We start from the raw sequence: 20359 nt of genomic DNA on the forward strand, positions 1-20359 counted from the left end.
AGCTACCGTTCAGTAGCTAAGCAGACGGCCAGCCGCCGCGCAAACCGCCGGATATATTCGGGCCCGTGACCAACCGTCTCTTCCTCCTCCGGCACGGGCAGACCGAATGGTCGCTGAACGGGCGGCACACGGGCCGCACGGACATCCCGCTGACGCCGGCGGGCGAAGGCCAGGCCCGTGCGGCCGGCGGCACCCTCCGCAGCCTGGTCGGCGGCCCGTCGCTGGTGCTGTCGAGCCCGCGCGCCCGGGCCCTGCGCACGGCCGCGCTGGCCGGGCTGCGCGTCGACGACGTCACCGAAGACCTCGCCGAGTGGGACTACGGCGACTACGAAGGCGTCACCACGCCGAAGATCCGCGAGACCGTGCCGGGCTGGACGGTCTGGACCCACCCGAGCCCGGGCGGCGAAAGCGCTTCGGACGTTTCCGCCCGCGCGGACCGCGTGCTGGACCGGGCGCGCCGCGACATCGAAGCCGGCGACGTGATCCTGGTGGGCCACGGCCACTTCAGCCGGGTTCTGGTCGCGCGCTGGCTCGGCCTGCCCGCCACCGCCGGCGTCCACTTCGGACTGGACGCGGCGGGCATCGCAGTGCTCGGCGACGAGCGCGGCGAACCCCAGATCGAACACCTCAACCTGCTGCCCGCGGAGGACTGACGTGCCCGACGACCGCATCCGCCGCATCCGGCCCGACGACGTCGAAGCCGCCGTTCGCTTGGCGCACGAACTGGCGGACTATGAGCGCGCGCCGGACGAGTGCCACCTGACGGCTCCCCAGCTCCACGAGGCCCTGTTCGGCGAGGCACCGAAGCTGTTCGGGCACGTGGCCGAAGTGGACGGCGAGATCGTCGGTTTCGCGGTCTGGTTCCTCAACTTCTCGACCTGGCGCGGCGTCCACGGGATCTACCTGGAGGACCTCTACGTCAGCTCGTCCCACCGCGGCTCGGGCCTGGGCAAGGCGCTGCTCGCGGCCCTGGCCGCGGAGTGCGTCGCGAACGGCTACGCGCGGCTCGAGTGGTCGGTGCTGGACTGGAACCCGGCGACGGAGTTCTACAAGGCCCTCGGCGCGGTCCCGATGGACGAGTGGACCGTCAACCGCCTCACGGACGAGCCGTTGAAGGCCCTGGCCGCGCAGGCTTAGTCGTCTTCGTGGCCTTCGCGCTCGGCGCGGCGGCCGGCGAGACCGCCGCGTTCGGCCGCTTCCGTCTCGCTCTCGCCTTCGCGCAGGCCCAGCGCCCAGGCTCGGGACGGGCGCCGGAACAGCAGGGCCAGCGCCGCGATGCCGAACAGCGCGACCGGCACGCCCCACAGCGGCTCGCCGGACGGGCCCAGCAGGTACCAGCCGAGTCCGATCACGATCAGCGCGATCACCACGCCCGGCGAACGCGCCCACGTCTGCCCCAGGACCAGCCCGGCCGACGCGGCCAGGAACGCCAGCGCCACCACGATGAACGTGCCCGACTCGACGAAGACGTTGTTGCCCGGCTGCGCCGTCGAGCCCAGCCCGTTCACCAGTACGACCACCCCGAACACCAGCAGGGCGAGCGACGGCACCGCGGTGACCACGCCGGCCAGCCGGACCTCACGGGGAGCGGGCGAGAGCTTCACTGCGGCGGCCTTCCGGGAGTCCTTTGCGCGAGCACAGGTTCTCGACGACACAGTGGACTCCACCAGGGCGGGTCACCGTGCGTGAGCTCATTCGATCGTATGCCACCCGGTCGGCCGTTTTCGCGGGACCGCCCCGGCGTCGAAAATCAAGATGTCGTCGATGAGCGGGCGGTCGGCCCGGGTGCACTTGTCACGACGAGCGGACACTCGCGCGTGAAGGAGGACCGCCCGGCACAGGGTCTCGAAGGTGCTGTTCCCCGGGGTTGCGCCCGTCACCATGAGGCGCCGGAAGGTTCTCGGGCCGCCGGAAGTCACCTACCCTGCGGTGGTGCGCGCAATCCTCGTGGTGAACCCCCAGGCGACCTCGACCACCGCCGGTGGCCGGGACGTGCTGGCGCACGCGCTGGCCAGCCAGGTGAAGCTCGACGTGGTCGAGACGGACTACCGCGGCCACGCGATGGCCGTGGCGCGCTCGGCCGCGCGGGACGGAATCGACCTGGTCGTGGCCCACGGCGGCGACGGCACGGTCAACGAGGTCGTCAACGGACTCCTGGCCGACACCGAGACCTCCGGAAGAGGCGGTGGCGACCCGGCCGAAATCGGTCACATCCCCGCCTTGGGTGTCGTCCCGGGCGGCTCGGCCAACGTGTTCGCGCGTGCCCTCGGGATCTCGGCGGACTCCTTCGAGGCCACCCACCAGCTGCTCAACGCCCTGGAGAACGACCGCTCGCGCCGCGTCGGGCTCGGCCTGGCCGACGGGCACTGGTTCACCTTCAACGCCGGGCTCGGCTGGGACGCCGACGTCGTCGGCCGGGTCGCCAAGCGCCGCGGCAAGCAGACGACCGCCGGCCTGTACCTGCGGGCCGCCGTCCGCTCCTACTTCCGGCCGCCGCTGGGCAGGCCGGCCCTGACGATCCGCATCCCGGGCGAGGAACCCGCCGAAGCGCTGACCGCTTTCGTGTCGAACACCGATCCGTGGAGTTATTTGGGGCAGCGCGCGGTGCACCTCAATCCGGGTTGCTCGTTCGAGACGGGATTGGGTTTGTTCGCGCTGAACGGTCTGGGATTGCCCACCGTGTTCAAGCATGTACGGCAAGCTTTGGCTACGAAGAGCAACCAACGCGGCCGGCGTCTCGTGCGTCACGACGACGTGCCGATGATCCGCATCGACGCAGCTGAACCGGTAAACTTCCAGGTGGACGGCGACCTCGTCGGCCAGCGGACCAGGGTGGAGTTCTTCAGCGTCCCGGATGCACTGTCGGTAATCGTGTGACGACGGGACCGCTGATCGCCTGCGGCAAAGTGAAATCTGCCGTTCGTCGACGCAGAAGCTCCACTCAGCGCATCAGCCTTCCCCCGGGGCGGCTGTTTCGGAGAGAAACCGCAGGTCAGAGGGGTCGCTCGGCCGGGTGACCTGACTCACCGATCTCCAAGAAACCCTTGTCGAAAGCGGTGCTTCGTGAAAGCATTCACAAGCACCCAAAAACGACCGCCATGACGACTGTGGCGCGGCCCTCCCGCGCCATATGAAGGAGCTCACGAACATGGACTGGCGCCACGACGCGGCCTGCCGAGACGAGGACCCCGAGCTGTTCTTCCCGGTGGGAACCAGCGGTCCTGCTCTGTCGCAGGTTACGCAGGCGAAGGCCGTGTGCCACCGCTGCACCGTCGCTTCCGACTGCCTGGCCTGGGCTCTGGCCAGCGGCCAGGACGCGGGCGTGTGGGGCGGCATGAGCGAGGACGAGCGACGCGCGCTCAAGCGCCGCCGTACGCACATCGGCACGCGTACCAACGCCTAAGTTTCTCTGGATCCACCCAGGCCGAGCAGGAAATTCACCCGGCGGGCATTCGTCGTGCCCACGCCGTCTGGGGTGATACCTACCCGGTCTGAGCTTAACAACCGAGGCGAAACCACCTGGCAACGGGTGCGGCGAAACCTCACCGGGACTTCAAGTCCTCACGAAACGTCGAACGGCCCGGCACCACGCACCTGGTGCCGGGCCTTCAACGTGTCGTCCCCCCAATCACGCGTGTCGTCCCTTCAATCACGCGTGCCGACCTCTCAATCACACGGCGAATGGGCACACGCGTGATTGAGCAGCCGACTCGCGTGATCAGGGAGACGACACGCGTGATTGAAGGGACGACACGAGTCAGAGACGGCGGGACAGCGGGATGCGCAGCGCGGCTTCCGTGCCCGTCACGCGGGTCGACGATCCCTCCGCCCGCACCTTCCGCAGCGAAAGCGAGCCCCGCAGCTCCGACTCCACCAGCGTGCGGACGATCTGCAGCCCCAGGCCGTCCGACCGTTCCAGCGAGAACCCCGACGGCAGGCCGCGCCCGTTGTCGCGGATCACGACGTCCAGCCAGCGGGCCGACCGCTCCACGATCAGCTCGACCTTGCCCGACCGGCCCGCCGGGAACGCGTGCTCGATCGCGTTCTGCACCAGCTCGGCCAGCACCATCACCAGCGGCGTCGCGATCTCCGCGACCACCACCCCGAACGAGCCCTTCCGCGACATGCTGACCTGCGACTCCGCCGTCGCCACTTCGCCGACCATCGGCAGCACGTTGTCGAGCAGCTTGTCGAGGTCGACGCGCTCGTCCACGGAAATCGACAGGGCCTCGTGCACCAGCGCGATCGACGTCACCCGGCGGACCGACTCCGCCAGCGCCAGCCGCGCCTCCTCCGACGACGTCCGCCGGGACTGCAGCCGCAGCAGCGCCGCCACCGTCTGCAGGTTGTTCTTCACCCGGTGGTGGATCTCCCGGATCGTCGCATCCTTCGACAGCAGGGCGCGGTCACGCCGTTTCACCTCGGTGACGTCGCGGACCAGCACCAGGGCGCCCGCCGCCTGGCCCGCCGGCCGCAGCGGCAGCGCGCGGAACAGCACCACGGCGCCGCGTCGCGAGTCGGCTTCCGTGCGGCTCGACGGCTTCCCGTCGAGCGCCTCGATGATCCGGTGGGACACCTCGGTCGCGTCGAACGGGTCGCGGATCAGCGACCGCGTCAACGGCGCCAGGCGCGTCCCGACCAGGTCGGACTCGTGCCCCATCCGGTGGTAGGCGGACAGGCCGTTCGGGCTGGCGAAGACGACCGTGCCGCTCGAATCGAGGCGGATCAGCCCGTCGCCGACCCGCGGCGAGGTGTGCGTGTCGGTCGCGTTGGTGCCGTTCGGCGGGAACGTCCCGTCGACGATCATCTGGCACAGGTCGCCGGCGCTGCCGAGGTACGCGATCTCCAACGGCGAGGGCACGCGCGGCGCCGCCAGGTTCGTCTCGCGGCTCATCACGGCGATCACCTGGTCGTGGAACCGGACGGGGATGGCCTCGCGCCGCATCGGCAGGTCGCGGTACCAGTGCGGGTCCTCTTCGCGGCAGATCCGCACCTCGCGCATGGCCTTCGCCAGCTGCGGGTGCTCGTCGACGGTGAACCGCGTCCCGACGACGTCCTCAGGGTGCGCGGTGGGCGCCGTCGTCGGGCGCGCGTGCGCGACGCAGACGAAGTCGCCGCCGTCCGGCTGCAGCTCCTCGGTCACCGGGACCCAGAGCAGGAAGTCCGCGAAGGAGAGGTCGGCCAGCAGCTGCCACTCGGCGACGACGGTCTGGAGGTGGTCCGCCGCCTCACCGGGGAGGCCGGTGTTGTCGGCGAGCAGTTCGGCGAGCGTGGACACGCACCCCATCCAACCAGAGCGGAGCGTCATGACACACTTGACCAGGAACCTTTGACGACGAGGAGTGGAGCATGTCGAAGCGCGCCCGCAAGCGTCGCGACCGGAAGAAGAACGGCGCGAACCACGGCAAGAAGCCCAACGCCTGATCCGGCGTCCGGCATGACGAAGGCCCCCACCCGATCGGGTGGGGGCCTTCGTCATGCTCGGGCGCTACTCGGAGCGCTGTTCGAGGGTGATCTCGGTGCGTTCCACGGTGACGCCGCCCCGGGTGGCGACGGTCTGGCGGATCGACGCGCGCAGCCGGCTCTTCAGCTCGGCCGGAGCGTGGTCGCCGCCGCACTTGCGGGCCAGCAGCTGCTTGATGTGCTCGTCGATGCCGTACTCCTCGAGGCACGGCGGGCAGTCCTCGATGTGGGCGCGCAGCGCCGCGTCCCGCTCCGGGCTGCACTCGCGGTCGAGCAGCAGGTAGATGTCGGCGAGCGCCTCTTCGCAGCGGACCTTGTCCGACGCGCCTTCGCACATGTCGTTCATCGCCCCGCCACCTCCTCCTTGGCGCCCCGGATGAAGCCGCGTTCCCGCGCGACGTCGGCGAGCAGGTCGCGCAGCTGGGCACGGCCGCGGTGCAGACGGGACATCACGGTGCCGATGGGCGTGTCCATGATCTCGGCGATCTCCTTGTACGCGAAGCCCTCGACGTCGGCCAGGTAGACGGCCAGCCGGAACTCCTCGGGCAGCTTCTGCAGGGCGGCCTTGACGTCGGTGTCGGGGAGGTTGTCCATCGCCTCGACCTCGGCCGACCGCAGCCCGCTGGAGGTGTGACTCTCCGCCTTGGCGATCTGCCAGTCGGTGATCTCCTCGGTGGGCGCCTGCACGGGCTGCCGCTGCCGCTTGCGGTAGCCGTTGATGTAGGTGTTGGTCAGGATGCGGTACATCCAGGCCTTGAGGTTCGTGCCGGCCTTGAAGGACGCGAAGGCGGCGTACGCCTTCAGGTAGGTCTCCTGGACCAGGTCCTCGGCATCGGCGGGGTTGCGGGTCATCCGCATCGCGGCCGAGTACAGCTGGTCGAGCAGCGGCATCGCGTCCCGCTCGAAGCGCTCGGCGCGCTCGGCCTCGGTCGCTTCTTCCGGCGCTGAGTTCTGCGTGCTCGGCAAACCGTTCCCTTCCCGCTCGGCGTCGATGCGCGTGCGCGCATACGGCGGACCCGAGTTTACGCGGGGACCGGGCACGCCGCGGTTCGCCGGTGCCTCGGGACGGCGGCGGCTGCGTGAGCGTGTGGTGGCGAGCGTTGTGGTCACGCCCCGTACAACCGATCGGGGGGATCGGGCATTCCCTAGACTTCCGCCATGGCTGGCAAGGGCACCCCGGCGACGGCGCTGTTGGTGAAGCAGAAAGTGGCGCACACGCTGCACGCTTACGACCACGACCCGCGCGCGGAATCGTACGGCCTGGAGGCGGTGGAGGCGCTGGGCCTGGACCGCGCACGGGTGTTCAAGACGCTGGTGGCGGAGGTGGACGGCCGGCTGGTGGTCGGCGTGGTGCCGGTCACGGGCCAGCTGGACCTGAAGGCACTGGCGGCCGCGGCGGGCGGCAAGAAGGCGAAGATGGCGGACCCGGCGGCGGCCCAGCGCGCGACGGGGTACGTGCTGGGCGGGATCTCGCCGTTGGGCCACCGGAGCCGGCTGCCGGTGGTGATCGACAAGTCGGCGGAGGGGTTCGAGACGGTGTTCTGCTCGGCGGGCCGGCGCGGGCTGGAGGTCGAGGTGGCCCCGGGCGACCTGATCCGGCTGACGAGCGCGGTGGTGGCTGCGATAGCGGCCTGAGCTGCGGGTTCAGGCCAGGAGCGCACGCAACCAGAGGTCGTGGTGGCGGTCGAGGTGGTCGGCCCGGCGGCGCCAATGGGTGCCGTGGCCGTCGTTCCAGAGCCGCCGCCAGGGCTCGGTACCCGCCGTGGCCTGGGCGGCCAGGAAGTCGTACATCGACCGAGCTCGCGGTCCGAGCAGGCGGGCCAGCTCACGGCGTTGTCCCTCGGCCAGGTCGTAGGCGTCGGCCAGGAGCCGCAACCGCCGGGCCGCTCGGTCCGGTCGCACCGCGTCGGGCAGCAGCCCGAAGCCGTTCGCGGCGTACGCGAGGTCCCAGAGCCGGGTTCCCGGGGCGGCGGTGTCCCAGTCGATGAACGCCCAGCGCCGCGAGCCCACGACCAGGTTCCACGGCGCGAGGTCGTGGTGGGCGACGATCTCGGTGCCGTCGGCGGGGATGAGGACCTGCCACGACGCATCGGCGGGCGGGACGAAGCCGGCGACCGCGTCGTGGAACTCCCGGACCAGCCGGCCGACGGCCGTCACCGCGGCGTCGGGCAGCAGCAGGTCGACGTGGCCGGGCCAGGGCACGTCACCGGGGATGAACTCGAGCACCTCGCGGCCCCGCTCGTCGAGCCCCAGCGGCCGGGGAGCGCCGGCAAAACCGACCGATCGCAGGTGCTCGAGCAGGCAGTGCACCGAGGGGGTCCACGGTCCGGCCGGCCGGCGCACGGTCTTGCCCACCCGGACGACCCCGGCGCTCACATTGCCGCCGGTCAGCGGGATTTCCTCCACGAGCAGACGACGCTAACCGTTGCGCGGCCCGCAGGCACCCGCATTTCAGGCCAGCGGCCGCAGCACCCGCGACAGCCATTCCGTCGCCGCCCGTGAAACCGACTCCAAATCCGCCGACAGGTTGTGGTCCCCGTCCACCACGACCACCTCGTGATGCGGCCCGGCCGCCGGGCGGCCGAAGGGATCCCGCGAACCCTGGACCACCAGCACCGGCACCTCCACCGCGTCCAGCTCCGGCTGGCGCGTCTTCTCCGGCTTGCCCGGCGGGTGCTCCGGGAACGCCAGGCACAGCACCGCGACCGCCTGCCCGGCCGACGCCGTCCGGCACGCCACCCGCGCCCCGGACGACCGGCCGCCGAACACGAACGGCAGGGCGTCGAAGCGCTCCGACAACTCGTCCGCCACCGTCAGCCAGGCCGTGTCCAGCTGGTTCGCCGGGGCCGGGGCGCGGCGGCCCGCCACCCGGTACGGCTGTTCCACCAGGGCCACGTGCACGCCGGCCGCCTGGGCCGCGCGGGTCACCTCCACCAGGTCCTTCGCGTCGAGGCCGCCGCCCGCTCCGTGGCCGAGCATCAGCACCGCCGTGCCCTCCTCGGCGCAGTGCAGGTAGACCCGCGCCGGGCCGTAGGCGGTGTCGATCTCGAGGGCCGTCATGAGAAGAGAGTGCTCTCGTGCGCCGGGTCGACGCGCTCCAGCAGCTCGGGGCCGTTGTTGCGGACGTTGTTCACGCGGCTCGAGATCGGCCGCAGCTCCAGCGACGCCACGATGTCGTCCGGCGTCGGGACCAGCAGGTCCGTGACGTCCTCGCGGTCCGGGTCGAGCCAGCCGTCCCAGTGCGAGCGGGGCACGATCAGCGGCATCCGGTGGTGGACGTCGGTGAGCTGGCCCGCCGCGTCGGTCGTGATGATCGAGAAGGTGATCAGCGGCGCCGCGTTGTCGTCGTCCTTCGGCCGCCAGGTCTCCCAGATGCCGCCGAAGGCGATCGACGAACCGTCGGGAGACGTCATGTAGAACGGCTCCTTCTCCTTGCCCGTGCGGCGCCACTCGAACCAGCCGTCGGCCGGCACCAGGCAGCGGCGCGACACCAGCGCGCGGCGGAAGGCGGGCTTCTCGGCCGCCGTCTCGGCGCGCGTGTTGATCATCCGCGAGCCGACCGACGGGTCCTTGGCCCAGAACGGCACCAGGCCCCACTTCATCATCCGCAGCGAGCGCTCGGCCGGCTCGTCCTCGAGCACCTGGCCGTCCTCGTCACGCGGGTGCCGCTGCACGACCGTCACGACGTTCTTCGTCGGCGCCACGTTGTGGTCGGCACGCGCGTGCCCCTCGGTGAGGTCGATCGCGTCGAACTCCTCGATCAGCTTCGCCGGGTCCTTCGTGGCGGCGTAGCGGCCGCACATCCCAACCTCCTCGTGCCGGATACGTCCGGGACGCCATCGTTACACGCAGGCCAGGGCCCTGGCGAGCGACGTGGGATCATTCGGGTGGGCACCGGCGCACGAGAGGACGAGGGTTTGGCGCGCAACGACTGGAGCAGGCTGGACGAGTCCGACGTCCGCGTGCGTCCGGGCAAGGGCACCCGGCCCCGCAGCAAGCGCCGTCCCGAGCACGCCGACGCCGTCACGGCCATGGTCATCGGCAAGGACCGCGGCCGCTGGACCTGCGCGATCGACGCCGATCCCGGCCGGGTGATCACGGCGATGCGGGCCCGCGAGATGGGCCGGACGCCGGTGGTCGTCGGCGACCGGGTCGGCATCGTCGGGGACGTCTCCGGCAAGCCGGACACCCTGGCCCGGATCGTCCGGGTCGACGACCGCACCAGCTCCCTGCTGCGCACGGCCGACGACACCGACCCGTACGAACGGCTGGTCGTCGCCAACGCCGAACGCCTGCTGATCGTCACCGCGCTGGCCGACCCGCCGCCGCGCACCGGCTTCATCGACCGCTGCATCGTCGCCTGCTACGCCGGCGGCGTCGAGCCCGTCCTGTGCCTGACGAAGGCCGACCTGGCCAGCCCGGACGAGCTCCTGGCCGGCTACGCGGGCCTCGACATCCCGGCGATCGTCACCCGGTTCGACGAAGAGCCCGAGGGCCTCGCCGACATGCTGAAGGACCGCGTGACAGCGCTGGTCGGGCACTCCGGCGTCGGCAAGTCCACGCTGGTCAACCGCCTGGTGCCGGACGCCGAACTGGCCACCGGCGTGGTGAGCGCGGTCGGCAAGGGGCGGCACACGTCCGTCGCGGCGGTGGCGCTGCCCCTGCCCGACGGCGGCTGGGTCATCGACACGCCGGGGGTGCGGTCGTTCGGGCTCGCCCACGTCACCGCGGACGACATCGTCGACGCCTTCGAGGAGTTCGCCGCGGCGGCCGAGGAGTGCCCGTCGGGCTGCGGGCACCTGGGGCCGCCCGAGGACCCGGACTGCGCGCTCGACGACGTCGTCACCGAAGGCACGGCGAGCCCCGAGCGGCTCGCGTCACTGCGGCGCCTGCTGGCCTCCCGCGGCGGGCACGATGTGACCCGCGCCACCGAATCCTGAGACAACCGGGAACCGGCCGCGGGTCGTCACCGTCAGAGGTGTAATTATTCGCCCGTTCGGGCGATATGCCGAGCGGACCCATCCGACTCTGAGGGGAATTCGATGCGCAAGACCACCCTGGTCGCCGCGAGCGCCGCCGTGCTGGCGCTGACGCTGACGGCGTGCAGCGGCAACTCCGGCACCGCCCAGCCGGTCGCCGCCGGCCAGTCCCAGTCCGACGGCGGCAGCAAGGGCCTTGCTTCCCCGTTCACCGACGCGATCCAGCTGGCGTCGGCGTCCAAGCAGGGCACCGAGAAGTCGAAGTCGGCGAAGTTCACGATGGAGGGCTCGGCCGCCGGCCAGTCGATGACCGCGACCGGCGCGATGGCGTTCGACGGCGCGGACACGAAGTTCTCCATGACGAGCACCGCGGCCGGCCAGACCACCGAGATGCGCATGGTCGACAAGGTCATGTACATCAAGCTGCCCGCCGAAGAGCAGAAGCAGATGGGCACCGACAAGACGTGGGCCAAGATCTCGGCCGACGGCACGGACCCGGTCTCGCAGGCCCTCGGCGGCGCGCTGTCGCAGTCGGCGGAGCAGAGCGACCCGGGCAAGATGCTCGACCAGATCTCCAAGACCGGCCGGATCATCTCCTCCGACCAGACCGAGCTGAACGGCGAGCAGGTCAACCACTACAAGGTGGAGCTCGACGTCGCCAAGGCCATCGACCAGTTCACCGGCCAGGTGCCGGCCGCGGCGCGCGACAAGCTCACCGACATGCTCAAGGGCAAGGACATCAAGATCCCGGCCGAGCTGTGGCTGGACAAGGACAACCTGCCGGTGCAGGTCACCATGGACCAGGGCCCGCTGATGCAGGCGCTGGGCGCGCCGGCCGGCGACGCGAAGTTCACCATGAAGTACAGCGACTGGGGCACCCAGGTCGACGTGACGGCCCCGCCGGCCGACCAGGTCGTCGACCTCGGCGAGCTGATGAAGAAGGCCGGTCGCTGACGCCGGACGACACTGAGTAGCAGCGGCTCCCCCGAACGGGTTCGGGGGAGCCGCTGTGTTTTGGTGGTCACATGCGCAAAGCCGCCGTGGTGCTGCTGGCCGCCCTGCTCGCCGCGGCGTGTTCCGACCCGCCGCGGCCACCGGCGTTCGACGACGCGCGGGCGCTGGCCGACGCCGCCACGGCGGCCACGACGAGCAGCGGCTCGGCGAAGTTCGGCACGGACGTCGCCGTCGGCTCGGTCCGGTCCAAGGGCCAGGGCCAGGCGCGGTTCGGCGCCGGCGGAACGGCCCAGGTGATGACGACGGACTTCCTCGGCGAGCCGATGGAGCTGCGGGCGGTGGGCGGCAAGCTGTACGCGAAGGTGCCGGAGGGCTCGCGCGACGAGGTCGGCGCGGGGAAGCCGTGGATCGTGGTCGCCGCGGCCGGCACGGACCCGTTTTCCCAGGTCCTCGGCGGCAACCTCACCCAGCTGACCACGCAGAACGACCCGGCGCACACGCTGGGCGAGATCCGGACGGCGGGCACGATCGTCGCGGCGGAGCGCGGGCAGCTGAACGGCGTGCCGGCCGAGCACTACCGCGTCGACCTCGACCTGGCCCGCCTGGGCCCCGACCTGCCCGCGGGCCTGCCCCCGGACGCGGCGGCGGGCAAGTTCCCGGTGGAGCTGTGGCTCGACGACGCGCACCGGCCCCTGCAGATCGTCCTGGACCTCTCCCCGATCCTGCCGGGCGCCGAAGCACGCATCACGACGCGGTATTCGGACTGGGGCACCCCGGTCGACGTCCAGCCCCCGCCGGCAGGCGAAGTGGGGTAGTCACGTTTCCCCCGGCTGCCTCGTCCAGTGGTCAGCTCGAAAGGAGACGGACATGCGGGTACTGGTGATCGGGGCAACGGGCGTACTGGGCGCACCGGCGGTGGCGAAGCTGCTGGCGGCGGGACACGAGGTGAGCGGCCTGGCACGGTCCGCGGAACGGGTGCAGGCGGTGCAGGCAACCGGTGCGAAACCGGTGCTCGGGGACCTGTTTTCGGCCGATTCGCTGGCCGCGGCGTTGCGGGGGCACGACGCGGTGCTGAACCTGGCGACGCGCATCCCCCGGAAGATGACCAGCAAGGCGGCGTGGGCGGCGAACGACCAGGTCCGCCTGGCGGGAAGCGCGGCGCTGGCGGCGGCGGTCCGGCAGGTGGAAGAGGTGCGGACGGTGGTCCAGGAGGGCATCTCGTTCGTGTACGCCGACGGCGGCTCCCGAGTGCTCACCGAGGACGCTCCCCTGCGTCCCGGGGTGGTGACGGCGTCTTCGGTGACAGCGCACGAGAACGTGGCGGCCTTGACGGACCGGACGGTGGTCCGGCTGCGGATCGGCCAGCTGGTGGGCCCGGACACGGCGACATCGGCCCTGCTGGCGGCGGCCCGCCGCGGAGCACCGCTGATCATGGGGTCCCGGGAGGACTGGACGACGGCGATCCACCCCTCCGACGCCGCAGCGGCGGCAGTGGCGGCGTTGACGGCGCCTTCGGGCGTTTACAACGTGGGGGCGCCACCGGTGTTGAAGGAGGAGCTGGGCGCGGCGATGGCCGCGGCGGCGGGGATACGCCGAGCGCGGGCGCTGCCGAAGTGGCTCGTTTCGCGGATCCCGCTGGCGGAACCGATGGGGCGGTCACAGCGGGTCGATTCGACGAAGCTGCGAGAGACGACCGGGTGGGAGTGCGAGCGGCCGGCACCGGGGCCGGACTGGTTCGTGGCCTGAGTCTCCGAGTTGTCCACAGGTACTCACACCTGTGGACAACTCAGAGCAGCTCCAGCAAGAACGGCAGTTCCTGCGGCGCATACCAAGCCAGTTCATGGTCCTCGGCGTCCCCCAGGGTGAACTCCGCGTCCGGGTCCCCCAGGTCCGCCGCGTCGATCACCGCCGCGGCCGCCGCTACTGCCTCGGCTGCTTCGGGCGCGTCCACGTGGATTGCCGCCACCGCCGACAGCGGGATCGGGCCGCCGATGCGGACCACCGGGGCGTCCAGGTCCGGGCGCAGGGTCACGCCGGAAACGTCCGCCGACACCACCACCCGGCGTGGCTCGCCCTTCTCCTCCGCCGCGATCAACCTCAGCGAGGCCCGGGCCGCGTCCAGCAGGGCCGCGTACTCCAGTTCCTCGTCCGAACCGCTCACGTACGCCTCGCGCAACGCCGGTGTCAGCGCGAACGCCGTGCCGCTGCGGGCGCGGAACTCCCCCGACGACTCGAGGTCGCGAAGCATCGCGATGGTCGCAGGCAGATAGACCCTCACCAGTGCGCACCCTTCAGCTCTTCCAAGGACTCTTCGATCATCCCGGCCACCAGGTCCACGTCGAACGCGGCCTTGCGGTCGCCGTTGAGTCCGAAGTAGACGCCGCCGTGGTAGGACGTCACCCCGATCGCCAGCGCCTGCGTGCGCATCAACGGCATCACCGGGAACATCTCGACCAGTCTGGCCTCTCCCGCGTACATCGGCACCTGGGGGCCCGGGGAATTGGTCACCATGACGTTGAAGATGCGCCCGGACAGCGACCCCGCCGCGCGGGCGCCGAGCGAATGGAGCGTAGCCGGGGCGAAGCCGCCGACCTTGAGCAGCCCGCGCGCCGCCACCGAACGGCCCGAATCGAGGTGCTCGGCCATCGCGTGGCCGATGTGCTGCAGCCGCAGGACCGGGTTCGGCTCGCCGACCGGCAGGTCCACCAGGTACGCCGCCACCTGGTTGCCCACCAGCCCCGGCGTCGAGAACTCGGCCGTCTCGGCGTCGCGCACCGCCAGCGGGACCAGCGCGCGGATCGTCGTGTTCGGCGTCAGCTGCTCCTCGCGCGAGAGCAGCCACTCGCGCAGCGCACCCGTGATGGCGGCGAGGACGACGTCGTTGACCGTGCCGCCGTGGGCCGCGCGGATCTTGCGGAAGTCCTCCAGCCGCGTGCGCACCACCGCGAACACGCGGCCGCCCGACACCCGGACGTTCAGCGGCCCGGGCGGCGCCGGGCTCACCAGGGTCCGCAGCGTCGACGCCACCCCGCCGACCGTCTCGGCGAACTTGCCCGCCGCCGCGAACGCGTCGTTCGCCGCCGACCGGACGTTCTCCACCACCTCGCCCGGCCGCTGGACGCCCTCGCTGATCGCGTCCAGCACCAGCTGGGTGCGGCTCGGCTCGCGGCGCGGGGTCCAGATGTCCTCGAACGGCTCCGGCTCGGCCGGCGTCGCGTCGAGGATGAGCTGGCCGAGGTCGATCGTGCCGACACCGTCCACAACGGACTGGTGGGTCTTCGTCACCAGCGCCACCCGGTCGCCGGCCAGCCCTTCGATGAAGTACGCCTCCCAGAGTGGCCGCTCCGGCGCCAGCCGCCGCGACATCAGGCGCGCGACCAGGTCGAACAGCTGCTCGTCGCTGCCCGGCTGGGGCAGCGCGGAACGCCGGACGTGGTAGTTGAGGTCGAAGTCGACGTCGTCCACCCACACCGGCCGCGCCAGGTGGCCGGGCACCTCCAGCACCCGCTGCCGGTACCGCGGCAGGTACGCCAGCCGCCCGCCGACGAGGTCGACCAGCTGCGCGTAGCTGAAGCCGGACCGCGGCCGCTCGAAGATCGCCACCCCGCCGACGTGCATCGGCGTCGCGTGGTCCTCGACGTAGAGGAACGAGGCGTCCAGCGCGGAAAGGCGGTCGGGCATGGGGCGATCCTTTCATGATGCGAGACTGCCGGGTGTGGGTGATGAGTCGACAATCTCGCCGAAGGACCGCTTTCTGACCGTCTACGGCCGGAAGCCGGTGCTCGAGGCGCTGGCGGACGACGGCCTGCGGGTGGACAAGGTGATCCTCGCCGACACCGCCCGCGGCCCCGGTGCAGCGGAGATCCAGCGCGCGGCGAAGGCCGCCGGGGTGCCGGTGCAGCGCGCCAGCGCCCACCGGGTCAAGGTCCTCGCCGGCAACGGCAAGCAGGATCAGGGCGTGCTCGCCGACGTCGTCGCGCCGCGGATGCGAGCGCTTTCCGCGGCGCTGGCCGACCGGCGCCCGCCGTCGCGGGTGCTGCTGCTGGACGGCATCACCACGCCGGCGAACGTCGGCATGATCCTGCGGACGGCGACCGCCGCCGGGCTGGAGGGCGTGATCGTGCCCCGGCGCGGCGTCGCGGCGCTGGACCCGCTGGTCGTCAAGGCGTCGGCCGGGGTGGCGTTCCGCGCGCCGGTGCTGCGCTGCGGGTCGGCGCGGGAGGCCGCGGAACTGCTCACCGAAGCCGGTTACGGCGTCTATGCGCTCGGCGCGTCGGCGAAGACCACGGTGTTCGACGTGGACCTGCCGCAGCGCGCCGCGTTCGTCCTCGGCGGCGAAACGGCCGGGGTCGGGCCGGAGGTCGGCGAGCTCGTCACGGAGTGGCTGTCGATCCCGATGCCGGGTGACGCCGAGTCGCTGAACGTCTCGGCCGCCGCCGCGGTGCTGTCGTTCGAGCTGGTCCGCCGCGCACGCTGACGCTCACCACTCCGGGAACAGCACCGCGAGCTCCTCGAGCGTTTCGCCGACCGACCGGTGCTGCACCCCGACCATGCCCGCCTGGACGGCGCCGCGGATGTTCGTCGCGGAGTCGTCGACGAACGCGCAGTGCGCCGCGGGCAGGCCGAGCCGGTCGGCCGCGATCAGGTAGACCGCCGGGTCCGGTTTGGCCACGCCGACCTCGCCGGAAAACACCAGCGCGTCGAAATAGCCCAGCATCGTGTTCTTGACCTCGTCCGACGCCCCGGGGGCGTTGGACAGCAGCGCGGTGCGGACGCCTCGCTCGCGGGCGGCCGCCAGGTAGTCGTAGAACCGGCTTGCGTCGGGATCGGTGAGAACTCCGGCGAAATCGACCAATAGCCCTTTCAGCACCCGGCACACCATAGCCGGGGCGGCAACGCGGTGTCTCGCAGTGCGCAACAACGCCGGTCGGACGTACCGCATCGGCTGCGGGGAATCCACGGCTTCGGCGGTTCTCGCCCGGATCGAGCGATTCCGGTGTCCTTTTCGGCCTGTTCCCCCTCCAAGGGAATGCGAGTCAGGAAGGGGAGAAAATGATCGAGGAACACCGCGTGCGAACACTGGCCGACTACGAGGTGCCACGTCCCGGCGAACAATCGGTGACCCCGCGGGAGCACCGCCGCGCCGGCCGATGTCCGGCGCCGAGGCAGCTCGACGCGGGCGAGGTGGGCCACCTGCTGAACATGCTGCTGGAGGCCTACGACGGCCGCCGCCCGGCGGCGCAGGTGCGGGCGCTGGTGGCGCCGGAGGTGTACGCGGGCCTCAGCGGCCCACGCCTGCCGCGGCCACGCCACCGGACGCAGACGATCCACACGTGCACCCCGGCACCGGACGTGGTCGAGGCGTGCGCCCGCGTGGAGGCGGACGGCCGGTCGTTCGCACTGGCAGCCCGCTTCACGCGTACGCCGACGGGCTGGCGGTGCGAGCGTTTCGCACTGTTGAGGCCGCAGCAGCCGGCCCACCCGAACCGGCGGGCGGCGTGAGACGGGTGTCCGGTGCTCGCTCGCCGCCGACGGCCTGACCGGGAGGAGCCCGCCTTGCGGGACTGGCGAACGGGACCGCAGCACGAGGAGGGAACGCGCCGCATCGTCCACATCGGTGCGGCGCGTTCTCACCCCGCGGTCGAGCGAGGCTGGCGCCGATTCGGGCCGGGTACGAAAGCCGAGCCGGGCTGCCGCGGTATCCGGCACTCGCGCGGCACCGGTCCCAGCCGTATCCGGGTACGAAAGCCGAGCCGGGTCACCGCGGTATCCCGGCACACGCGCGGCACCGGTCCCGGCCGCACCCCGTGCCGCATCCGGATACGAAAACGGGGCGCGCGGACCTGCCGCGCGCCCCGTTCGTTCTCGTCCGTCAGCGGCGCGGGCCCTTCTTGCCCTTCTTCGCCGCGTCGCGCTGGGCGGCGCGACGGTCCCGGCGGGTGCCGCCGGCGCCGCCCGCCGCGGGGCGGGCTCCGCCTTCGGCGTGGGACTCGACCTCGCCGTCCTCGCCCGGGCCGGACAGGGTCATGCCCGACGGCTGAGCGCCGCCGCCGAGGCCCTTGCCGCGCAGGGCCGCCGGGACCGATTCCGTGTCCGTCGTCGGCGGCTGCGGGGGTGCCGGGCGCGCGTGGCGGCCCTCCGTCGCCTGGCCGTTGCCCGACGGGACGCCCGTGGGCAGCGCCGACGCGGCCTCGGCAGGCGGGGCTTCCGCGCGCTCGACCTGCAGGTTGAACAGGAAGCCGACGGCCTCCTCCTTCAGCGAGTCCAGCATCGCGCGGAACATGTCGAAGCCCTCGCGCTGGTACTCGATCAGCGGGTCGCGCTGCGCCAGCGCCCGCATGCCGATGCCCTGCTTGAGGTAGTCCATTTCGTACAGGTGCTCGCGCCACTTGCGGTCGAGGACCGTCAGCATCACCTGGTGCTCCAGGGTCCGCATGCCCTCCGGGCCGACCAGCGCGTTGATCTCCGCTTCGCGCTTGTCGTAGGCGTCGCGGGCGTCCTGCAGCAGCGCTTCGCGCAGGCCCTGGGCGTCGAGGTCGCCGTCCTCAACCAGGTCGTCCCACTCGATGCTGACCGGGTAGAGCTGCTTCAGCGCCGACCACAGCTTCTCGTGGTCCCAGTCCTCGGCGTAGCCGTTGGCCGTCGCGCCGTCCACATAGGCGTTGACGACGTCCTCGAGCATGCCCTCGATCTGGTCGCGCAGGTTCTCGCCGGCCAGGACGCGGTGGCGCTCGGCGTAGATCACCTTGCGCTGCTCGTTCATGACCTCGTCGTACTTGAGGACGTCCTTGCGCTGCTCCATGTTGATCTGCTCGACCTGGGTCTGCGCGCTCTTGATGGCCTTGGAGACCATCTTGTGCTCGATCGGCACGTCGTCGGGCAGCCGCATGGTCGTCATGACGCGCTCGACCATGGTCGCGTTGAAGCGGCGCATGAGCTCGTCACCGAGCGACAGGTAGAAGCGGGACTCGCCCGGGTCACCCTGACGGCCGGACCGGCCGCGGAGCTGGTTGTCGATGCGGCGCGACTCGTGCCGCTCGGTACCCAGCACGTACAGCCCGCCCGCCTCGCGGACCTCTTCGCCCTCGGCCTTCGACTCCGCCTTGACCTGCTCCAGGACCTCGGGCCAGGCCGCCTCGTACTCCTCGGAGTGCTCGACCGGGTCCAGGCCGCGCTCGCGCAGCACCTGGTCGGCGATCAGGTCGGGGTTGCCGCCCAGCACGATGTCGGTACCGCGGCCGGCCATGTTCGTGGCGACCGTGACGGCGCCCTTCTGGCCCGCGCGCGCGACGATCAGCGCCTCGCGGTCGTGGTGCTTCGCGTTCAGCACCTCGTGCGGCACGCTCAGCTTCACCAGCAGCTTCGACAGGTGCTCGGACTTCTCGACGCTCGTGGTGCCGACCAGGACCGGCTGGCCCTTCTCGTGCCGCTCGGCGATGTCCTCGGCGACGGCCTCGAACTTGGCCTGCTCGGTCTTGTAGATCAGGTCCGCCTGGTCGACGCGGATCATCGGCCGGTTCGTCGGGATCGGCACCACACCCAGCTTGTAGGTCTGGTGGAACTCCGCGGCCTCGGTCTCGGCCGTACCGGTCATGCCGGAAAGCTTGTCGTAGAGCCGGAAGTAGTTCTGCAGCGTGATCGTGGCCAGCGTCTGGTTCTCGGCCTTGATCTCGACCTTTTCCTTGGCCTCGATCGCCTGGTGCATGCCCTCGTTGTAGCGGCGGCCGTGCAGGATGCGCCCGGTGAACTCGTCGACGATCATGACTTCGCCGTTGCGGACGATGTAGTCCTTGTCGCGGTGGAAGAGTTCCTTCACCTTGAGCGCGTTGTTCAGGTACCCGACCAGCGGGGTGTTCGCGGCCTCGTACAGGTTGTCGATGCCGAGCTGGTCCTCGACGAACCGGACACCCTTCTCGGTGACGGCGACCGTGCGCTTCCGCTGGTCGACCTCGTAGTGGTACTTCGAGTTGATCAGGTTCGTCTTCTCGACGCGCTCCCGCGAGCCCATCGTGGTCGTGTCGATGCCCTGCATCAGCGGCGCGAGCCGGGCGAACTCGACGTACCAGCGCGACGACTGGTCGGCCGGGCCGGAGATGATCAGCGGCGTGCGGGCCTCGTCGATGAGGATCGAGTCCACCTCGTCGACGATGGCGAAGTTGTGCCCGCGCTGCACGCAGTCGTCGAGGCTCCACGCCATGTTGTCGCGCAGGTAGTCGAAGCCGAACTCGTTGTTCGTGCCGTAGGTGATGTCGGCGTTGTACTGGGAGCGCCGCACGTCCGGCTGCTGCTCCGAAAGGATGACGCCGACCTCGAGGCCGAGGAAGCGGTGGATGCGGCCCATCCACTCCGAGTCACGCTTGGCGAGGTAGTCGTTCGTCGTGACGACGTGGACGCCCTTGCCGGGGATCGCGTTCAGGTACGCCGGGAGGACGCAGGTCAGCGTCTTGCCCTCACCGGTCTTCATCTCGGCGACCTGGCCGAGGTGCAGGGCCGCGCCGCCCATCAGCTGCACGTCGAAGTGCCGCTGGCCCAGCACCCGCTTGGCCGCTTCCCGGACGACCGCGAAGGCCTCGGGCAGCAGGTCGTCGAGGGATTCGCCGTCGCTGTTCCGCTTGCGGAACTCCTCGGTCTTGGCCCGCAGCTCGGCGTCGGTCAGGTCCTTGACGTCGTCTTCGAGGGTGTTGATGTGATCGGCGATGTTGCGCAGCCGCTTCACCATCTTGCCCTCACCCGCGCGGAGCAGGCGGTTCAGCACCATCCGGTCGACCTCACTAGCTGAATATGAGCACGCCCAGGCCGGTCCCGGGCAGGTTCTCCCGCGGTGGCGGCCGTGTTCGGCGCCACCTTCCCACCCCCATCGTAGGGAACGGTGGCCGTCGTGTGCACACGCCGTACGTCCTGAGAACCTTATTCAGCCGCCGGCCGGCGGCTGAATAAGGTTCTGACATGCGGAGGGTCCGCAC

At 71.1% G+C, this 20359-nt stretch carries 22 protein-coding genes; 11 read left to right on the forward strand and 11 right to left on the reverse strand.

Going from position 1 to position 20359, the window contains the following annotated elements:
- The first annotated feature begins 65 nt into the window (after positions 1 to 65).
- Complete coding sequence (locus AB0J55_RS30830) at positions 66 to 653, forward strand: acid phosphatase (RefSeq protein WP_364256188.1); 588 nt, start codon at positions 66 to 68, stop codon at positions 651 to 653.
- Position 654: 1 nt separating this feature from the next.
- Positions 655 to 1137, forward strand: coding sequence for a GNAT family N-acetyltransferase (locus AB0J55_RS30835; protein WP_364256191.1), 483 nt, complete (start codon positions 655 to 657; stop codon positions 1135 to 1137).
- Here AB0J55_RS30835 and AB0J55_RS30840 read toward each other — a convergent pair.
- Positions 1134 to 1604 (reverse strand): hypothetical protein, encoded by a 471-nt coding sequence (locus tag AB0J55_RS30840; protein ID WP_364256194.1) that lies wholly within the window; start codon positions 1602 to 1604, stop codon positions 1134 to 1136. The genes AB0J55_RS30835 and AB0J55_RS30840 overlap by 4 nt on opposite strands.
- 328 nt (positions 1605 to 1932) lie before the next feature.
- Between AB0J55_RS30840 and AB0J55_RS30845 the strand changes: the two genes are divergently transcribed.
- Positions 1933 to 2877 carry a diacylglycerol kinase family protein gene (locus tag AB0J55_RS30845; RefSeq protein WP_364256197.1) on the forward strand — a complete coding sequence of 315 codons (945 nt, stop codon included), beginning with the start codon at positions 1933 to 1935 and terminating at the stop codon, positions 2875 to 2877.
- Positions 2878 to 3148: 271 nt separating this feature from the next.
- Positions 3149 to 3403: a WhiB family transcriptional regulator gene (locus AB0J55_RS30850; protein ID WP_003059797.1), complete on the forward strand. Its 255-nt coding sequence runs from the start codon at positions 3149 to 3151 to the stop codon at positions 3401 to 3403.
- A gap of 354 nt (positions 3404 to 3757) precedes the next feature.
- On the opposite strand, the gene AB0J55_RS30855 is transcribed toward AB0J55_RS30850, so the two are convergent.
- The 3 genes from AB0J55_RS30855 to AB0J55_RS30865 all read right to left on the reverse strand — a co-directional run bounded on the left by AB0J55_RS30855 (position 3758) and on the right by AB0J55_RS30865 (position 6429).
- Positions 3758 to 5278: a histidine kinase N-terminal domain-containing protein gene (locus tag AB0J55_RS30855; RefSeq protein ID WP_364256200.1), complete on the reverse strand. Its 1521-nt coding sequence runs from the start codon at positions 5276 to 5278 to the stop codon at positions 3758 to 3760.
- Positions 5279 to 5488: 210 nt separating this feature from the next.
- Positions 5489 to 5809, reverse strand: coding sequence for a mycothiol system anti-sigma-R factor (gene rsrA / locus AB0J55_RS30860; protein WP_003059781.1), 321 nt, complete (start codon positions 5807 to 5809; stop codon positions 5489 to 5491).
- Positions 5806 to 6429: a sigma-70 family RNA polymerase sigma factor gene (locus AB0J55_RS30865; protein WP_003059778.1), complete on the reverse strand. Its 624-nt coding sequence runs from the start codon at positions 6427 to 6429 to the stop codon at positions 5806 to 5808. The genes rsrA and AB0J55_RS30865 overlap by 4 nt, the downstream gene beginning before the upstream one ends.
- 192 nt (positions 6430 to 6621) lie before the next feature.
- Here AB0J55_RS30865 and ybaK point away from each other — a divergent pair, with 192 nt between their 5' ends.
- On the forward strand, positions 6622 to 7098 hold the full coding sequence (ybaK, locus tag AB0J55_RS30870) for a Cys-tRNA(Pro) deacylase (protein WP_364256204.1): 477 nt from the start codon (positions 6622 to 6624) through the stop codon (positions 7096 to 7098).
- A gap of 9 nt (positions 7099 to 7107) precedes the next feature.
- Here the strand turns inward: ybaK and AB0J55_RS30875 are convergent, their stop codons facing one another.
- From AB0J55_RS30875 to AB0J55_RS30885, 3 genes are read right to left on the reverse strand one after another with little or no spacing between them, the layout of a single operon-like run.
- Complete coding sequence (locus AB0J55_RS30875) at positions 7108 to 7869, reverse strand: phosphotransferase (RefSeq protein ID WP_364256207.1); 762 nt, start codon at positions 7867 to 7869, stop codon at positions 7108 to 7110.
- A gap of 45 nt (positions 7870 to 7914) precedes the next feature.
- Positions 7915 to 8523: an alpha/beta family hydrolase gene (locus AB0J55_RS30880; protein ID WP_364256209.1), complete on the reverse strand. Its 609-nt coding sequence runs from the start codon at positions 8521 to 8523 to the stop codon at positions 7915 to 7917.
- Positions 8520 to 9266: an SOS response-associated peptidase gene (locus AB0J55_RS30885; RefSeq protein ID WP_364256212.1), complete on the reverse strand. Its 747-nt coding sequence runs from the start codon at positions 9264 to 9266 to the stop codon at positions 8520 to 8522. The genes AB0J55_RS30880 and AB0J55_RS30885 overlap by 4 nt, the downstream gene beginning before the upstream one ends.
- 114 nt (positions 9267 to 9380) lie before the next feature.
- Here AB0J55_RS30885 and rsgA point away from each other — a divergent pair, with 114 nt between their 5' ends.
- From rsgA to AB0J55_RS30905, 4 genes are all read left to right on the forward strand, one after another.
- Complete coding sequence (gene rsgA, locus AB0J55_RS30890; RefSeq protein ID WP_364256215.1) at positions 9381 to 10403, forward strand: ribosome small subunit-dependent GTPase A; 1023 nt, start codon at positions 9381 to 9383, stop codon at positions 10401 to 10403.
- A gap of 102 nt (positions 10404 to 10505) precedes the next feature.
- Complete coding sequence (locus tag AB0J55_RS30895; protein WP_364256218.1) at positions 10506 to 11396, forward strand: hypothetical protein; 891 nt, start codon at positions 10506 to 10508, stop codon at positions 11394 to 11396.
- A 71-nt stretch (positions 11397 to 11467) separates the two neighbouring features.
- Positions 11468 to 12211, forward strand: coding sequence for a hypothetical protein (locus AB0J55_RS30900; protein WP_364256221.1), 744 nt, complete (start codon positions 11468 to 11470; stop codon positions 12209 to 12211).
- Positions 12212 to 12263: 52 nt separating this feature from the next.
- Positions 12264 to 13142, forward strand: a complete 879-nt coding sequence (locus AB0J55_RS30905; RefSeq protein WP_364256224.1) for an NAD-dependent epimerase/dehydratase family protein — start codon at positions 12264 to 12266, stop codon at positions 13140 to 13142.
- 40 nt (positions 13143 to 13182) lie between these two features.
- On the opposite strand, the gene AB0J55_RS30910 is transcribed toward AB0J55_RS30905, so the two are convergent.
- Both AB0J55_RS30910 and AB0J55_RS30915 read right to left on the reverse strand, forming a co-directional pair.
- Positions 13183 to 13674, reverse strand: a complete 492-nt coding sequence (locus AB0J55_RS30910; protein WP_084093341.1) for a hypothetical protein — start codon at positions 13672 to 13674, stop codon at positions 13183 to 13185.
- The gene (locus tag AB0J55_RS30915) at positions 13671 to 15077 is read right to left on the reverse strand and encodes a wax ester/triacylglycerol synthase family O-acyltransferase (protein WP_364256227.1); all 1407 of its coding nucleotides are present in this window, start codon (positions 15075 to 15077) and stop codon (positions 13671 to 13673) included. The genes AB0J55_RS30910 and AB0J55_RS30915 overlap by 4 nt, the downstream gene beginning before the upstream one ends.
- A gap of 34 nt (positions 15078 to 15111) precedes the next feature.
- Here AB0J55_RS30915 and AB0J55_RS30920 point away from each other — a divergent pair, with 34 nt between their 5' ends.
- The gene (locus AB0J55_RS30920; protein ID WP_364256230.1) at positions 15112 to 15873 is read left to right on the forward strand and encodes an RNA methyltransferase; all 762 of its coding nucleotides are present in this window, start codon (positions 15112 to 15114) and stop codon (positions 15871 to 15873) included.
- A 3-nt stretch (positions 15874 to 15876) separates the two neighbouring features.
- On the opposite strand, the gene AB0J55_RS30925 is transcribed toward AB0J55_RS30920, so the two are convergent.
- The gene (locus AB0J55_RS30925) at positions 15877 to 16251 is read right to left on the reverse strand and encodes an HAD-IA family hydrolase (RefSeq protein ID WP_364256328.1); all 375 of its coding nucleotides are present in this window, start codon (positions 16249 to 16251) and stop codon (positions 15877 to 15879) included.
- Positions 16252 to 16448: 197 nt separating this feature from the next.
- Between AB0J55_RS30925 and AB0J55_RS30930 the strand changes: the two genes are divergently transcribed.
- A complete protein-coding gene (locus tag AB0J55_RS30930; RefSeq protein ID WP_364256233.1) occupies positions 16449 to 16898 on the forward strand; it encodes an Rv3235 family protein in 450 nt (149 codons plus the stop codon).
- A 370-nt stretch (positions 16899 to 17268) separates the two neighbouring features.
- Here AB0J55_RS30930 and secA read toward each other — a convergent pair whose 3' ends face one another.
- Positions 17269 to 20154 carry a preprotein translocase subunit SecA gene (secA, locus tag AB0J55_RS30935; protein WP_364256236.1) on the reverse strand — a complete coding sequence of 962 codons (2886 nt, stop codon included), beginning with the start codon at positions 20152 to 20154 and terminating at the stop codon, positions 17269 to 17271.
- Between the last annotated feature and the right edge of the window lie 205 nt (positions 20155 to 20359).

Source organism: Amycolatopsis sp. NPDC049688 (assembly GCF_040674975.1).
GTDB lineage: Bacteria > Actinomycetota > Actinomycetes > Mycobacteriales > Pseudonocardiaceae > Amycolatopsis.

Coding starts and splice junctions, on each gene's coding strand:
- AB0J55_RS30850 (WP_003059797.1), top strand. CDS start 3,149: ATGGACTGGCGCCACGACGCGGCCTGCCGAGACGAGGACCCCGAGCTG.
- rsrA (WP_003059781.1), bottom strand. CDS start 5,809: ATGAACGACATGTGCGAAGGCGCGTCGGACAAGGTCCGCTGCGAAGAG.
- ybaK (WP_364256204.1), top strand. CDS start 6,622: ATGGCTGGCAAGGGCACCCCGGCGACGGCGCTGTTGGTGAAGCAGAAA.
- AB0J55_RS30880 (WP_364256209.1), bottom strand. CDS start 8,523: ATGACGGCCCTCGAGATCGACACCGCCTACGGCCCGGCGCGGGTCTAC.
- AB0J55_RS30885 (WP_364256212.1), bottom strand. CDS start 9,266: ATGTGCGGCCGCTACGCCGCCACGAAGGACCCGGCGAAGCTGATCGAG.
- AB0J55_RS30895 (WP_364256218.1), top strand. CDS start 10,506: ATGCGCAAGACCACCCTGGTCGCCGCGAGCGCCGCCGTGCTGGCGCTG.
- AB0J55_RS30900 (WP_364256221.1), top strand. CDS start 11,468: ATGCGCAAAGCCGCCGTGGTGCTGCTGGCCGCCCTGCTCGCCGCGGCG.
- AB0J55_RS30905 (WP_364256224.1), top strand. CDS start 12,264: ATGCGGGTACTGGTGATCGGGGCAACGGGCGTACTGGGCGCACCGGCG.
- AB0J55_RS30915 (WP_364256227.1), bottom strand. CDS start 15,077: ATGCCCGACCGCCTTTCCGCGCTGGACGCCTCGTTCCTCTACGTCGAG.
- AB0J55_RS30930 (WP_364256233.1), top strand. CDS start 16,449: ATGATCGAGGAACACCGCGTGCGAACACTGGCCGACTACGAGGTGCCA.
- secA (WP_364256236.1), bottom strand. CDS start 20,154: ATGGTGCTGAACCGCCTGCTCCGCGCGGGTGAGGGCAAGATGGTGAAG.